The sequence below is a fragment of the Bacillus sp. L_1B0_5 genome (assembly GCF_000836715.1).
GTDB classification, from domain to species: Bacteria; Bacillota; Bacilli; order Bacillales; family Bacillaceae_G; genus Bacillus_A; species Bacillus_A thuringiensis_S.
The window spans coordinates 1-14,823 of the sequence record NZ_JXIS01000149.1 but is presented as its reverse complement, the minus strand read 5'-3'; the positions used below and the strand labels follow the sequence as shown (position 1 = coordinate 14,823).

Genomic DNA, 14,823 nt, shown 5'->3' with positions numbered 1-14,823 from the left:
GAGTAGGACGTCGCCAAGCAACTAAAAACACAAGTCTTTTGACTTGTGTTTTTTTATTTCCCATGAAATAGGTTAGGTTCTGTTAGTAAAAATGATGAAATATAGTAAGGGATTTTTTGAGCAGAAATATTAAGAAATTGATAAATAAATGGATAATCTTCAGAGCCATAGCTTCCAAGTAAGTCATACCACCAATCTGTTTCATACCTAGAAATCATGCTTAAATTATAGAGCAATAAATAATGAACGAGGAGTTCAGGTAATACTGGCTTAGGATTTCTAGGATCAGTCGTAAGTGGTAAATAATAAGTATCAGTAAGCTGTTCATAGTATAAAGGAGTACTGTATATAGGATTCCATGACTGAACGGGCGCCGTAAAAAGTAAATTCGATTCATTAGTTTTCTCAGGTACGTATTGCATTGATAAATGCTTACAAGATGTTTCAATGTAACGAGAAAATCTCTCTTTAGTCATATGTAATCGATCTAGTAGGTTGACTGAAAAGGAGAGCTCATTTTTAATTGTTGAATCGATTTTATATAAAGTTGATCCTTTTTGACTATAGCGAAATAAATTTTGTAATTCTGGAATATTTCCCATTAGTTCTAACATGTTAAATTTTTCTGCTTCTAAGTGTTTCATGTGAAACAGTTGTTCTGCAACATGAGTAAACAATCCATTTTTTTGTATCTTGACCTCATCTTCTAAAAATTGATACCCTTGTTTTTTTCGTTTGCGAGTTGTAACACCATGAGCTAAAACAGTAGTGGATTCAGGATAGTTAGGATCAATGGTTAGTAAGCATGCTTTAAAAAGTTGACTAATTCCATAAAATAACAACATTGGTTGAATGGAAAATGGAGCTGTCTTATATAATTCATAATAATTTTTCCCGTGTTCTAAGTAATAAATAAAGGGATAACAATTTTCAAAACTTTTTTTTTCGGCATCCTGAATAGAGGATTTTTCGTAACAACGGGCAAGATAACGTTGTACGTTTTGAGATGAAAAAAAGAAACTTAACTGCTGCCAAGTACAAGATGTTTGATGCATATATTACGCTCCTTTTATTGTCTAAAAATTCTAACATATATATACGTCCTTGACAGTATTTTAACCAATTGATAAGCTACTAATAATAATTTCTGGTATCATAGGGGGAACAATTATGTGGGAATCTAAATTTGTTAAAGAAGGTTTGACTTTTGATGATGTATTACTTGTACCAGCTAGGTCAGATATATTACCAAGAGAAGTAAGTGTTAAAACAGTTTTATCTGAAAGCTTACAGCTAAACATCCCGTTAATTAGTGCAGGAATGGATACAGTAACAGAGGCTGACATGGCTATTGCAATGGCTCGCCAAGGTGGTTTAGGAATTATTCATAAGAATATGTCTATTGAGCAACAAGCCGAGCAAGTTGATAAAGTAAAGCGCTCTGAAAGCGGCGTTATTTCAGATCCTTTCTTCTTAACTCCAGAACATCAAGTATATGATGCAGAACATCTTATGGGAAAATATCGTATCTCAGGTGTACCGGTTGTAAATAATTTAGATGAGCGAAAATTAGTTGGTATTATTACAAACCGTGATATGCGTTTCATCCAAGACTACTCAATCAAAATTTCTGACGTAATGACAAAAGAACAGTTAATTACAGCTCCAGTTGGTACTACACTGGAAGAAGCTGAAAAGATCCTACAAAAGTATAAAATTGAAAAACTCCCTCTTGTTGATAATAACGGTGTATTACAAGGGCTTATTACAATAAAAGATATTGAAAAAGTAATTGAATTCCCAAACTCTGCTAAGGATAAGCAAGGACGCTTATTAGTTGGAGCAGCAGTTGGTGTAACAGCTGATGCTATGCTTCGTATTGATGCATTAGTAAAAGCTAGTGTAGATGCAATTGTACTTGATACAGCTCATGGGCATTCTAAAGGTGTTATTGATAAGGTAAAAGAAGTTCGTGCTAAATATCCATCATTAAATATTATCGCTGGAAATGTTGCTACAGCTGAAGCAACGAAAGCATTAATTGAAGCTGGTGCAAACGTAGTTAAAGTTGGTATTGGACCAGGTTCTATTTGTACAACACGCGTTGTAGCTGGTGTTGGTGTACCACAATTAACAGCAGTTTATGATTGTGCAACGGAAGCTCGTAAACACGGTATTCCAGTTATCGCTGATGGCGGTGTTAAGTACTCTGGTGATATGGTTAAAGCTTTAGCAGCAGGAGCACATGTTGTTATGCTAGGTAGTATGTTTGCTGGTGTTGCCGAAAGTCCTGGAGAAACTGAAATTTACCAAGGTCGTCAATTTAAAGTGTATCGTGGTATGGGTTCTGTCGGTGCGATGGAAAAAGGAAGTAAAGATCGTTACTTCCAAGAAGGAAATAAAAAACTTGTCCCAGAAGGTATTGAAGGACGAGTACCATATAAAGGACCTTTAGCGGATACAGTTCACCAATTAGTTGGTGGCTTACGTGCAGGTATGGGATATTGCGGAGCACAGGATTTAGAATTCTTACGCGAAAATGCACAATTCATTCGTATGTCAGGTGCGGGCTTACGTGAAAGTCATCCTCATCACGTACAAATTACAAAAGAGGCTCCAAACTACTCATTATAATGTCTTATATACAAATAGACAGAGATTTGATATCTCTGTCTATTTTTTTTTGATTATGTTAGAATAACGGTTATGTGAGTACATAGATATTGGGGGTAGCAAAAGTGAAAGGTATGTTTTGCAAAAGATTCATTGCTTTGGTAACAGTGCTTACACTAGCTTGTAGCATTTTTATGCCATATAGCAATGCATCAGCTGAAACAGGAGCCGCTTTAAACATTGAAGCAGGTGCGGCAATTTTAGTAGAAGCGAATTCTGGAAAAATTTTATATCAAAAGAATGCAGATGAATTATTATCCATCGCTAGTATGACAAAGATGATGAGTGAATATTTAGTTCACGAAGCAGTGGATAAAGGAAAACTTAAGTGGGACCAGAAAATTAAGGTTTCTGAATATGCATATAAGGTTTCACAAGATGCTTCATTATCAAATGTTGCATTAGAAAATGGTGGCTCTTATACAGTAAAAGAGTTATATGAGGCAATGGCAATCTTTTCTGCAAATGGTGCAACGATTGCATTAGCAGAAGCAATTGCAGGTAAAGAAGTAGATTTCGTAAAAATGATGAATGATAAATCGAAAGAACTAGGATTGAAAAATTATAAATTTGTCAATTCTACAGGTTTAACGAATAAAGATTTAAAGGGAATGCATCCTGAAGGAACAACAGCGGATGAAGAAAATAAAATGTCTGCAAAGGATGTTGCAACTTTAGCACAACATTTAATTAAAGATTATCCAAAAGTATTAGATACAGCAAAAATTCCTAAAAAAGAATTCCGTCCAGAAAAAGAGAAGTTTGCAATGTCAAACTGGAACTGGATGTTAAAGGGCTTAGTTAAAGAATATGATGGCGTAGATGGTCTGAAAACAGGCTCAACTCCAGAAGCAGGAGATTGCTTCACTGGTACGGTTGAAAGAAACGGTATGCGTTTTATTTCTGTAGTTATTAAAACAAGTTCTCATACAGCACGTTTTGATGAAACAAAGAAGCTATATGATTATGGATTTGCTAACTTTGAAGTGAAACAAATGTATAAAAAAGGTTCTTCAGTAAAAGGACAAGAAACAGTACGAGTAGAAAATGCGAAAGATAAAGATGTAGCAGTTCAAACGAAACAGGCTATTTCACTTCCAGTGCCAAAAGGAAGTAAAGATGTTTATAAAACAGAATTAAAAGAATCAAGTAAGGGGCAAGAAGCACCTATTAAAAAGGGAGCTGCGCTTGGTCAAATGGTAATTACGCCAAAAGATACAAACGACCCTGGATTTTTAACTGGTAAGTCGTTGCAAGTGGATCTTGTAACAACATCTGAAGTAGAAGAAGCAAACTGGTTTACTCGTGCTATGCGCGGAATTGGTTCATTCTTTAGTGGTATGTGGAATAGTGCTGTTGATACAGTAAAAGGTTGGTTTTAGAAGCTCCTCATGGTAGGGGCTTTTTTTTTATTCCTATTTTTCATACCGACTTTATGAAAAAGTAGTAGACAAGCATCTGATAGTTAGTGGTAGAATGTAAGAGTATTCTTAATTTTCGCCTTTAACGGGGGAAAGCAATTCACCTAGGGGGGTTTTTGTACATGACAAATGTAACAGGGACAGAGCGTGTAAAACGTGGAATGGCAGAAATGCAAAAAGGCGGCGTTATTATGGACGTAATTAACGCTGAACAAGCAAAAATTGCAGAAGAGGCAGGCGCAGTTGCCGTTATGGCATTAGAGCGTGTACCAGCAGACATTCGTGCAGCAGGTGGCGTTTCTCGTATGGCAGACCCAACAATCGTTGAAGAAGTTATGGGTGCAGTGTCAATTCCGGTTATGGCAAAATGCCGTATCGGTCACCTTGTAGAAGCACGTGTATTAGAATCATTAGGGGTAGACTATATCGATGAGAGTGAAGTATTAACTCCTGCTGATGAAGTATACCATTTAAATAAACGTGATTACACAGTTCCATTTGTATGTGGTTGTCGTGATATCGGAGAAGCTGCACGTCGTATTGCAGAAGGTGCATCTATGCTTCGTACAAAAGGTGAACCAGGAACAGGAAACATTGTAGAGGCAGTGCGTCATATGCGCCAAGTCAATGCAGAAATCCGTCAAGTTGCGAGTCTACGTGAAGATGAGTTAATGACATATGCAAAAAATACTGGTGCTCCTTACGAAGTATTACTTGAAATTAAACGTCTTGGTCGCTTACCAGTTGTAAACTTTGCGGCAGGTGGTGTAGCAACACCAGCAGATGCAGCATTAATGATGCAACTTGGTGCTGATGGGGTATTTGTTGGATCTGGTATCTTCAAATCAGAAAACCCAGAGAGATTTGCACGTGCAATCGTTGAAGCAACGACTCATTATGAAGATTATGAACTAATTGCAAGCCTTTCTAAAGGGTTAGGTAATGCAATGAAGGGTATCGAAATTTCAACGTTATTACCAGAACAACGCATGCAAGAGCGTGGATGGTAATTAAAGGAGAACTTTAAAATGGTGAAAATCGGTGTACTAGGTCTTCAAGGTGCAGTTCGTGAGCATATAAAATCAGTTGAAGCAAGTGGTGCAGAAGCTGTTGTTGTAAAGCGTATAGAGCAACTTGAAGAGATTGATGGTCTTATTTTACCAGGCGGTGAAAGTACAACAATGCGCCGTCTTATTGATAAGTATGCTTTCATGGAACCACTTCGCACATTTGCAAAGTCTGGTAAACCAATGTTTGGTACATGTGCAGGGATGATTCTTCTTGCGAAAACACTTATTGGCTATGAAGAAGCACATATTGGTGCTATGGATATTACAGTTGAGCGCAATGCGTTCGGGCGCCAAAAGGATAGTTTTGAAGCTGCGCTTTCAATTGAAGGCGTGGGTGAAGACTTCGTTGGTGTATTTATCCGTGCGCCGTATGTTGTAGAAGTAGCTGATAATGTTGAAGTGCTTTCTAAGCATGGTGACCGAATGGTAGCGGTAAGGCAAGATCAGTTTTTAGCTGCTTCATTCCATCCGGAATTAACAGATGATCATCGTGTAACAGCATACTTTGTTGAAATGGTAAAAGAAGCGAAAATGAAAAAAGTTGTATAAGTAACTTGCAACTTGTATAAGATTATAGTAAATTGATGGTAACAATTTTATAAAATAAGCGTGTTGATAGGAAATAGTAACAAATGTTGTTTCTTATAGAGAGTCGATGGTTGGTGGAAATCGATAGAAACAGTTTGTGAATCCATCCTGGAATGGAATGTGGAACATCTTTTGGATTAGTAAGCATTCCCGGTGAAGGGCCGTTATTTCTACTTGAGAGGAAAGCGGTAATGCTTTCAACTAGGGTGGCAACGCGGGTTAACTCCCGTCCCTTTATATAGGGACGGGAGTTTTTTGTGTTTTATAAAATAAAAGGAGGAGTATATAATGCTTGATATTAAATTTTTACGTACAAACTTTGAAGAAGTAAAAGCGAAATTACAGTATAGAGGTGAAGATCTAACTGATTTCGGACGTTTTGAAGAACTGGATACGAGAAGAAGAGAACTACTTGTTCAGACAGAAGAATTAAAAAGTAAACGTAATGAAGTATCTCAACAAATCTCTGTATTAAAGCGCGAAAAGAAAGATGCAGAAGCTCTAATTTTAGAAATGCGTGAGGTTGGAGAAAAAGTAAAGGATTTTGATAACGAACTTCGCACAGTTGAAGAAGACTTAGAAAGATTAATGTTATCTATTCCAAATATCCCTCATGAGTCTGCTCCAGTCGGTGAAACAGAGGATGATAATGTAGTAGCGCGTACTTGGGGAGACGTGAAAGAATTTACTTTTGAACCAAAGCCACATTGGGATCTTGCTACTGATTTAGGAATTTTAGATTTTGAACGCGCTGGGAAAGTAACAGGAAGCCGCTTCGTATTTTACAAAGGTGCTGGTGCAAGATTAGAGCGTGCTTTAATTAGCTTTATGCTGGATCTTCATACTGATGAGCATGGATATGAAGAAGTATTACCTCCATATATGGTAAACCGTGCAAGTATGACAGGAACAGGACAACTTCCAAAGTTTGAAGAAGATGCATTCCGTATTGAAAGTGAAGACTATTTCTTAATTCCAACGGCTGAAGTACCTGTAACGAATATGCATCGTGATGAGATTTTAAATAAAGAGCAATTGCCTATAAGATATGCTGCATTTAGTTCTTGCTTCCGTTCTGAAGCAGGTTCAGCTGGTCGCGATACACGCGGTTTAATTCGCCAGCATCAGTTCAATAAAGTAGAGCTTGTAAAGTTCGTAAAACCAGAAGATTCTTATGAAGAGTTAGAAAAATTAACAAATGATGCAGAACGCGTGTTACAATTATTAGAGTTGCCATATCGCGTTATGAGCATGTGCACAGGCGATTTAGGATTTACAGCAGCGAAGAAATACGATATTGAAGTATGGATTCCAAGCTATGGCACATATCGTGAAATTTCTTCTTGTAGTAACTTTGAAGCTTTCCAAGCGAGACGTGCAAATATCCGTTTCCGCCGTGAGCCAAACGGAAAACCAGAACATGTCCATACATTAAATGGATCTGGTCTTGCAATTGGACGTACGGTTGCAGCTATTTTAGAGAACTACCAACAAGAAGATGGTACAATTATAATTCCAGAAGTTCTTCGCCCTTATATGGGAGGAAAAACAGTTATTAAGTAAATTTAAACATTCATCGGTATGAGTGATTGGTAATTATGAGCGTTGTCAGTACTGTAATGTAGGAGAGGGGAAGTAAAATTTTCCTTTCCTCATAATTTATTTTAGTAGGGTTGACTAACTGTTTTTCTTTTGATATTATATTTGATGTCAATATGGAGGTATACCCAAGTCTGGCTGAAGGGATCGGTCTTGAAAACCGACAGGCGGCGAGAGTCGCGCGGGGGTTCGAATCCCTCTACCTCCTCCAGATATAATTGACAACAGCGCATATAAGTGGAGATTGGAGAACTCGTTACCAACACGTAACGAGTTTTTATTTTAAAACCAATCATAAAGTATGGTGTAAGGCAATTTTGTCCTTATTACACACTCATATTCCGATGATTATCTTCATAGATATGAAAGGAGTCAACATGGATCTTATTATACAAACGTTTCCTTTAGATGGAAAAACTTTATATTATGTACAATGTCCTGTCTGTAAGAACAATAGAATTTTAAACAGTGGTGCAAATGTGTCACGCATTATAAGCGATGATACATTCCGTAAACTTTGTGGTTGCACTTGTGATGTAAAGCAAGCTGAGAAAAAAGTAGAGGCGCCAAAAAAGGTTGAAAAACCAGCTGTAAAGAAAGAGGCAGCTCCAAAACGTACAGGTAAAGTATTAACGGCAGTGATTAACGGGAAAGAAATGACTGTTAAAGAGATTGCTGAAGCATACGATATTAGTACAAGTACTGTTCGTCAGCGTATTAACGCAGGAAAACCTGAGAGTGAAATTATTGCTCCAACAAAGAAGAAGTAATTTAATAGGAAAACCCGTGCATATGCACGGGTTTTTTATTTTACAAGTTTACGTGTTTGTTTTAAAAAATGGCCAATTTTTTTAATGATTGGCTCGATTGAATCACCATCTTTTAAAATATCGTATTCATTAATATTTAATCGTAAAACAGGGCATGAATTAAAGTTGTTAATCCAGTTTTCATAACGTCCATGCATTTCTTTCCAGTACTCAATTGGTGTTTGCTGTTCCATTGGGCGTCCACGTTCTTGAATGCGATCGACAATATCATCGAAAGAACCTTCTAAGTAAATTAATAAGTCTGGATGAGGGAAGTAAGGAGTCATGACCATAGCGTCAAATAAACCTTTGTATGTTTCATAATCAGTTTCCGTCATCGTACCTTTTTCATGATGCATCTTTGCAAAAATTCCAGTGTCTTCGTAAATGGAACGATCTTGAACAAAACCGCCACCGTACTCAAAAATTCTTTTTTGTTCCTTAAATCGTTCTGCTAAAAAGTACACTTGTAGGTGGAAGCTCCAGCGAGTGAAATCCGCATAGAACTTGTCCAAATATGGATTGGAATCTACTTTTTCAAATGATGTGCGATAACCTAAAGCATTAGCTAATGCAGTTGTCATAGTTGATTTACCCACACCTACCGTTCCGGCAATAGTGATTACTGCATCATTGGGTATATCATATTTTTGCCTTAAATTCATTATTATTTCGACTCCTTTAAGAGAGTATTTTGAAGGGCAGATAGGATGACGTTTAAATCATCAGGATTTTTTACAAAATCCATATCGTCTCCATTAAATTTCAATACTGGTATCTCTGGATGATCTTTTTTAAAAGCATCCATTGCTGTTTCGTAATCTTTTGTGAGCTGTAGTAAGTAATTTGGATCCATGTTTTTTTCAAATTCTCTTCCGCGCAAGGCGATTCGTTTTTGCAATGTTTCTAGGCTAGCTGTTAAATATACAATGACGTTTGGCACAGGCATATCTTGTGTAAGGATACGATAAATTTGCATGTACTTGTCATATTGAGAGTCTTTTAATGTGCGGGATGCAAAAATTAAATTTTTAAAGATATGGTAATCCGCTACTACTGGTTTCCTTTGATTCAAATACTTTATGTTAATATCTTCTAACTGTTTATATCTATTACAAAGAAAGAACATCTCTGTTTGAAAACTCCATTCGTCGATGTCTTCATAGAACTTTCCTAAAAAGGGATTTTCATCAACAATCTCTTTTAGTAAGTGGAGTTGCATGTGAGTTGAAATTTCCTTCGCAAGTGAAGTTTTTCCAACACCAATTGGTCCTTCAACCGTAATAAATGGTACTCCGGTCACGCTGTTTCCTCCTTTCAATCAGTGATTTACCGTGACTACTAAAAACACAAAACAGAATTATTGTAGCACAAGAGGGAAGCGAGCGGGTTAATTTGATATAAAAAGTTAAAAAATAGATATATGTATTAATTAAATTTTATTTTGGATGACGATGTTATAGTTGCTTTCAATGTAGTTTCCATTATTTTTAAAGCATGTATATTATCTTGGTCGTTGTTAGAGGCGATACAATCCTGTGGTACATACAATGTATAATTTCTCATATGAGCATCATTAGCTGTAAATAGGATACATATATTCCCGGCAACTCCTGTTAATATTAGATTTTCTATTTTTAAATAACCTAATAATGAATTTAAAGGTGTTTCATAAAAAGCAGAATAATGTGGTTTAATAAAAATATAATCATCAGAACTTGGAGCAATCTTATGGATTATATTTTCGCTATATTTATTTGTGCAATGAGTAATAAGTTGGTCGATATCAGATCTCCAAAGTTGATAATGGTCATTAACGTAAATTATAGGATAGCCGAAGGATTTCATTTTTTTCTTTAATTGTAAAATAGGGTTTGTTATAGTTTCGCATTTTTGAGCTAGAATGGGTCCGTGGGAAAATTGAAAATCATTAATCATATCGATAATGAGCAAGGCGGTATTTTTCATATGTAATCCCTCTCTTTTTCTTTTAGGGTGGATTGAATTTGTAAAAGTTATCCCCTGTGTAGTAAATGGAAATAAGTGTACTTTATTTGTAATGAAAGGACTATGTTATGGAACAAGATCAAGATATTTATTTTATGCAATTAGCGATAGCTGAAGCTAAAAAGGCGGAGGAAATACAGGAAGTACCAATTGGAGCAGTTATAGTGTTAGATGGTGAGGTAATTAGTGTTGCCCATAATTTAAGAGAAACTGAGCAAAGATCAATAGCTCATGCTGAGTTGCTAGCGATAGATGAGGCGTGTAAAAAATTAGGGACATGGCGCTTAGAAGATGCAACATTGTATGTAACATTAGAACCTTGTCCAATGTGTGCGGGTGGAATTGTTTTATCACGAGTGAAGCGAGTTGTATATGGTGCAAGTGATCCGAAGGGTGGATGTGCAGGGACATTGATGAATCTTTTAACGGATGAACGTTTCAATCATCAATGTGAAGTAATAACTGGTGTACTAGAGGAAGAATGCGGTACGTTGTTAACAAACTTTTTTAGAGAGCTTCGTAAAAAAAGAAAAGCGATGAAAAAATTAGAGAAAAACAAGGGGAACTAACGTATTTGCATTTTATAAAGAAACAAGTTATACTGATAATGCCTTTAATGAAGGCAACCGAATATTGGTTTTAACTTTGCCGTGCTAAGCGGGGAGGTAGCGGTGCCCTATACTCGCAATCCGCTCTAGCGAGGCCGAATCCCCTCTCGAGGTTATGTTGCTGTAAGGTCTGCCTTAAGTAAGTGGTGTTGACGTTTGGGTCCTGCGCAACGGGACCCCGTGAACCTTGTCAGGTCCGGAAGGAAGCAGCAATAAGCGGGTCTTCTCGTGTGCCGCAGGAGTGCCTGAACCGAGCTAACTGCTTGAGTAACGCTTATGGTACGTAATCGACGGAGGGTGCACGGCAGTTATATATGTATACAAAACTCACCTTAATATAAAGGTGAGTTTTTTGTATAGAAAATAACTTTTGGAATCTATAAACAGAATGGGTTATAATAAATGAGATAATAACCTTTGAGGGAGGCCGTATTTTCGTGTCATACCAAGCGTTATACCGAACATGGAGACCGCAAAAGTTCGAAGATGTAGTCGGTCAAAAGCACGTGACAAAAACGTTGCAAAATGCCCTTCTTCAAGAGAAAGTTTCACATGCTTATTTATTTTCTGGTCCGAGGGGAACAGGAAAAACGACAATTGCAAAAGTATTTGCAAAAGCAATTAACTGTGAACATGCTCCGGTAGCTGAACCTTGTAATGAATGTCCTTCTTGTCTAGGAATTACACAAGGATCCATTTCAGATGTATTAGAAATTGATGCGGCTTCAAATAACGGTGTAGATGAAATTCGAGATATTAGAGATAAAGTAAAATATGCTCCAAGTGCTGTAGAATATAAAGTATACATTATTGATGAAGTTCACATGCTTTCTATGGGTGCATTCAATGCGCTTTTAAAAACCTTAGAAGAGCCGCCAGGACATGTTATCTTTATTTTGGCGACAACAGAACCTCATAAGATCCCGCCTACAATTATTTCACGTTGTCAGCGTTTTGAATTCCGAAAAATATCAGTGAATGATATTGTTGAGAGATTATCAACGGTCGTGACAAATGAAGGTACGCAAGTGGAAGATGAAGCATTACAAATTGTTGCACGTGCTGCTGAAGGTGGTATGCGTGACGCGCTTAGTCTTATTGATCAGGCTATATCTTATAGTGATGAGATTGTTACGACAGAAGATGTATTGGCCGTAACAGGATCTGTTTCTCAGCAATACTTAGGCAATTTAGTAGAATGCATACGTGAAAATGATGTATCAAGAGCATTGCAAATCATAGATGAAATGATGAGTAAAGGGAAAGATCCAGTTCGTTTTATGGAGGATTTCATTTACTATTATCGTGATATGCTTTTATATCAAACTTCACCGCAACTAGAACATATGTTGGAACGAGTAATTGTAGATGATCAATTCCGTAAGTTGAGTGAAGAAATGCAACCGGAAGTGATCTATGAGATTATTCATACCCTTAGTAAAGGACAACAGGAAATGAAGTGGACAAATCATCCGCGTATTTTCTTAGAAGTTGTTATGGTGCAATTGTGTCAACAGTTTATGATGCAAGCAAATGGTACAGATCGTTTGCAAGCAATTATGAACAGGATGCAGCAACTGGAGAAAGAGTTAGAGCAAGTCAAAAAGAACGGTGTGCCAGCTGGTGTACAACAGGAAGTAAGAGAGACACGTGCAACACCAAAACCGGTACGAACAGGAAGTATGAAGATTCCTGTCGGACGTGTAAATGAAGTATTAAAACAAGCGAAGCGTCAAGATTTAGAACAATTAAAAGCTGTATGGGGTGAGTTGTTAGGAAGACTCAAATCATATAACAAAGTAGCATTTGCTGTTTTATTAGAAAATAGCGAACCAGTGGCAGCTTCAGATGACACTTACGTTTTGGCATTTCAATATGAGATTCACTGTAAGATGGCGAGCGAAAATCGAGAAGCTATGGATACAGTAGAACAAGCTTTATTTGAATTGCTAAGTAAAAGGTTAAATATGATTGCCATTCCAAAAAGTGAATGGGGTAAAATCCGTGAAGACTTTTTACAACGTGAAGGTGGAGAGTCTGAAGAAAGCCAGGAGAAAAAGGAAGACCCTCTTATAGAAGAGGCAGTGAAATTAGTAGGACAAGAACTCATTGAAATAAAAGAATAATAATAATTAGGAGGAATTAATTATGATGCGTGGCGGAATGGGAAATATGAATAATATGATGAAACAAATGCAAAAGATGCAAAAGGACATGGCGAAAGCGCAAGAAGAGCTTGGTGAAAAAACAGTTGAAGGTACAGCTGGTGGCGGGATGATTACAGTTATTGCAAATGGTCACAAGCAAATTCTTGAAGTGAAGATTAAAGAAGAAGTTGTAGATCCAGAAGATATCGAAATGTTACAAGACTTAGTGTTAGCTGCAACAAATGATGCACTTAAAAAGGCTGATGAGCTTTCAAACTCTACAATGGGTAAATTTACAAAAGGCTTAAACTTACCAGGTGGAATGTTCTAGGAGGATATTGATATATGCATTATCCAGAACCAATATCAAAACTAATCGATAGTTTTATGAAGTTGCCAGGTATCGGACCGAAAACAGCGGTTCGATTGGCATTTTTCGTATTAGATATGAAAGAAGATGATGTGTTAGGTTTCGCGAAAGCACTTGTAAATGCGAAGCGAGATTTAGCGTATTGTTCTGTATGCGGACATATTACTGATCGTGATCCTTGTTATATTTGTAATGATTCGCATCGAGATCAATCAGTTATTTGTGTCGTACAAGAACCGAAAGATGTAATCGCGATGGAAAAAATGAAAGAGTATCAAGGTGTATATCATGTGTTACGTGGTGCGATTTCTCCTATGGAGGGAATTGGACCGGAAGACATTAATATCCCGCAACTCTTAAAGCGACTACATGATGAAACGGTACAAGAAGTGATATTAGCAACAAACCCTAATATTGAAGGGGAAGCTACAGCGATGTATATCTCCCGCCTCTTAAAGCCTACAGGCATTAAAGTAACTCGTATTGCACATGGTCTGCCAGTTGGTGGAGATTTAGAATATGCAGATGAAGTGACACTATCGAAAGCGTTAGAAGGTCGCAGAGAAGTATAAGAGGAGAAACAAAAATGTTCTTTCAAAAAAAGGGTAAATTGCGTAAAGAGTATGACGATAAGTTGATTGTACTTTTGGAAAAAGTGAAGAATGAGTGGTTACGTCAGAAGAGGATGGTCGAACAAAGTGTAGAACCATCTCAAGATGTCATTTGTTCTTTGAAAATAGCAGAGGCGAAATATTTCTTCTTGTTGAAAGAAGCAAAGCGTCGTCCTGTAAAAATGGAACAATGGTAAAGGGTTCTGCTTTCTAAGCAGGCCTTTTTATTTTATTTGTTAAATGCTGAGGTGTTGTTTTATCAAGCATTAATGGGTAGTAAGACCCCCACCTCAAAATTTAGCGGAAGCAAAGAAGTTAGGCGGGGGATCAACTGCCCGTAAAAGCCCGATTGGTTCAACTAATAATCAGTGGGGATGAACACCCCACTGATTAAAGTTTCACTTTATTTGCTTTATATGAAAGGGATGCCACTTATGATAACTGTTCTTTTTTATTGTCTTGTCCCATACAAATAGATGTATAGGTCATTTATAAGGAGGAAAAAATGAATTCTACAATTATTATTGTTGGCATTCTTACTTTAGTGTTTATTTTTCTTGTTTTTGGTGTTGCCTCTAAGCCATTACGTTTTATAGGTAAGGTGATTTTTCATGTTACTTTAGGAATAGCATTGCTTTTTATCGTAAATGTTGTAGGGACATATTTTGATTTTCATATCCCGATTAACATGGGGACAGCAGCAATAACGAGTTTATTAGGCCTACCGGGTGTGGTAGCATTAGTGATTATTAAGCTTTATATCATGCCAAGATAAAATTATTTTGGCATTTTTTTAAAAAGTGTTGACTATTAAATGATTAATATGGTAAATTAATAAGCGTCGTCAGGAACGAAAGAAAAAAGTTGTTGACAGATTTAACGATAAATGTTAAATTATAAAAGTCGCTGAAACGCGATAT

Annotated in this window: 16 protein-coding genes, 1 tRNA gene, 1 other RNA gene and 1 other annotated feature; of the genes, 14 read left to right on the top strand and 4 right to left on the bottom strand. The window is 36.9% G+C overall.

Features of this window, described 5'->3' with window-relative positions; genetic code table 11:
* Window positions 1-53: 53 nt before the first annotated feature.
* Window positions 54-1,055, bottom strand: coding sequence for a YaaC family protein (locus tag RT27_RS30360; protein WP_043938872.1), 1,002 nt, complete (start codon window positions 1,053-1,055; stop codon window positions 54-56).
* 115 nt (window positions 1,056-1,170) lie between these two features.
* Here RT27_RS30360 and guaB point away from each other — a divergent pair, with 115 nt between their 5' ends.
* The 7 genes from guaB (at window position 1,171) to RT27_RS30325 (ending at window position 8,121) form a co-directional block, all read left to right on the top strand.
* Window positions 1,171-2,634: an IMP dehydrogenase gene (gene guaB / locus RT27_RS30355; RefSeq protein ID WP_000264089.1), complete on the top strand. Its 1,464-nt coding sequence runs from the start codon at window positions 1,171-1,173 to the stop codon at window positions 2,632-2,634.
* Between the two features lie 113 nt (window positions 2,635-2,747).
* On the top strand, window positions 2,748-4,055 hold the full coding sequence (dacA, locus tag RT27_RS30350; RefSeq protein ID WP_125653127.1) for a D-alanyl-D-alanine carboxypeptidase DacA: 1,308 nt from the start codon (window positions 2,748-2,750) through the stop codon (window positions 4,053-4,055).
* 161 nt (window positions 4,056-4,216) lie between these two features.
* Complete coding sequence (gene pdxS, locus RT27_RS30345) at window positions 4,217-5,104, top strand: pyridoxal 5'-phosphate synthase lyase subunit PdxS (protein ID WP_000186158.1); 888 nt, start codon at window positions 4,217-4,219, stop codon at window positions 5,102-5,104.
* Window positions 5,105-5,122: 18 nt separating this feature from the next.
* Window positions 5,123-5,713, top strand: a complete 591-nt coding sequence (pdxT, locus tag RT27_RS30340) for a pyridoxal 5'-phosphate synthase glutaminase subunit PdxT (RefSeq protein ID WP_016079534.1) — start codon at window positions 5,123-5,125, stop codon at window positions 5,711-5,713.
* A 54-nt stretch (window positions 5,714-5,767) separates the two neighbouring features.
* Window positions 5,768-5,989, top strand: a binding site (T-box leader).
* A gap of 51 nt (window positions 5,990-6,040) precedes the next feature.
* The gene (gene serS, locus RT27_RS30335; protein ID WP_043938870.1) at window positions 6,041-7,315 is read left to right on the top strand and encodes a serine--tRNA ligase; all 1,275 of its coding nucleotides are present in this window, start codon (window positions 6,041-6,043) and stop codon (window positions 7,313-7,315) included.
* A gap of 154 nt (window positions 7,316-7,469) precedes the next feature.
* A tRNA-Ser gene (locus RT27_RS30330) sits at window positions 7,470-7,562 on the top strand.
* Window positions 7,563-7,728: 166 nt separating this feature from the next.
* Window positions 7,729-8,121 carry a DUF3797 domain-containing protein gene (locus RT27_RS30325; protein WP_043938868.1) on the top strand — a complete coding sequence of 131 codons (393 nt, stop codon included), beginning with the start codon at window positions 7,729-7,731 and terminating at the stop codon, window positions 8,119-8,121.
* 35 nt (window positions 8,122-8,156) lie between these two features.
* Here the strand turns inward: RT27_RS30325 and RT27_RS30320 are convergent, their stop codons facing one another.
* From RT27_RS30320 to RT27_RS30310, 3 genes are all read right to left on the bottom strand, one after another.
* Complete coding sequence (locus RT27_RS30320) at window positions 8,157-8,825, bottom strand: deoxynucleoside kinase (RefSeq protein WP_001053585.1); 669 nt, start codon at window positions 8,823-8,825, stop codon at window positions 8,157-8,159.
* Between the two features lie 2 nt (window positions 8,826-8,827).
* Window positions 8,828-9,463: a deoxynucleoside kinase gene (locus RT27_RS30315; RefSeq protein ID WP_043938866.1), complete on the bottom strand. Its 636-nt coding sequence runs from the start codon at window positions 9,461-9,463 to the stop codon at window positions 8,828-8,830.
* Between the two features lie 125 nt (window positions 9,464-9,588).
* Window positions 9,589-10,128 carry an isochorismatase family cysteine hydrolase gene (locus RT27_RS30310; protein ID WP_043938865.1) on the bottom strand — a complete coding sequence of 180 codons (540 nt, stop codon included), beginning with the start codon at window positions 10,126-10,128 and terminating at the stop codon, window positions 9,589-9,591.
* Between the two features lie 107 nt (window positions 10,129-10,235).
* On the opposite strand from RT27_RS30310, the gene tadA reads away from it, so the two are divergent.
* From tadA to RT27_RS30280, 7 genes are all read left to right on the top strand, one after another.
* Window positions 10,236-10,736 (top strand): tRNA adenosine(34) deaminase TadA, encoded by a 501-nt coding sequence (tadA, locus tag RT27_RS30305; RefSeq protein ID WP_016079529.1) that lies wholly within the window; start codon window positions 10,236-10,238, stop codon window positions 10,734-10,736.
* Window positions 10,737-10,815: 79 nt separating this feature from the next.
* Window positions 10,816-11,080: signal recognition particle sRNA large type (gene ffs / locus RT27_RS34555), an RNA gene on the top strand.
* Window positions 11,081-11,212: 132 nt separating this feature from the next.
* Window positions 11,213-12,901 (top strand): DNA polymerase III subunit gamma/tau, encoded by a 1,689-nt coding sequence (gene dnaX, locus RT27_RS30300; protein ID WP_016084367.1) that lies wholly within the window; start codon window positions 11,213-11,215, stop codon window positions 12,899-12,901.
* Window positions 12,902-12,926: 25 nt separating this feature from the next.
* Window positions 12,927-13,253 (top strand): YbaB/EbfC family nucleoid-associated protein, encoded by a 327-nt coding sequence (locus RT27_RS30295; RefSeq protein WP_014894853.1) that lies wholly within the window; start codon window positions 12,927-12,929, stop codon window positions 13,251-13,253.
* Between the two features lie 14 nt (window positions 13,254-13,267).
* Complete coding sequence (recR, locus tag RT27_RS30290; protein WP_043938863.1) at window positions 13,268-13,864, top strand: recombination protein RecR; 597 nt, start codon at window positions 13,268-13,270, stop codon at window positions 13,862-13,864.
* Between the two features lie 14 nt (window positions 13,865-13,878).
* Complete coding sequence (locus tag RT27_RS30285; protein ID WP_000466019.1) at window positions 13,879-14,100, top strand: YaaL family protein; 222 nt, start codon at window positions 13,879-13,881, stop codon at window positions 14,098-14,100.
* Between the two features lie 308 nt (window positions 14,101-14,408).
* On the top strand, window positions 14,409-14,678 hold the full coding sequence (locus RT27_RS30280) for a pro-sigmaK processing inhibitor BofA family protein (protein WP_001089274.1): 270 nt from the start codon (window positions 14,409-14,411) through the stop codon (window positions 14,676-14,678).
* Window positions 14,679-14,823: the final 145 nt, after the last annotated feature.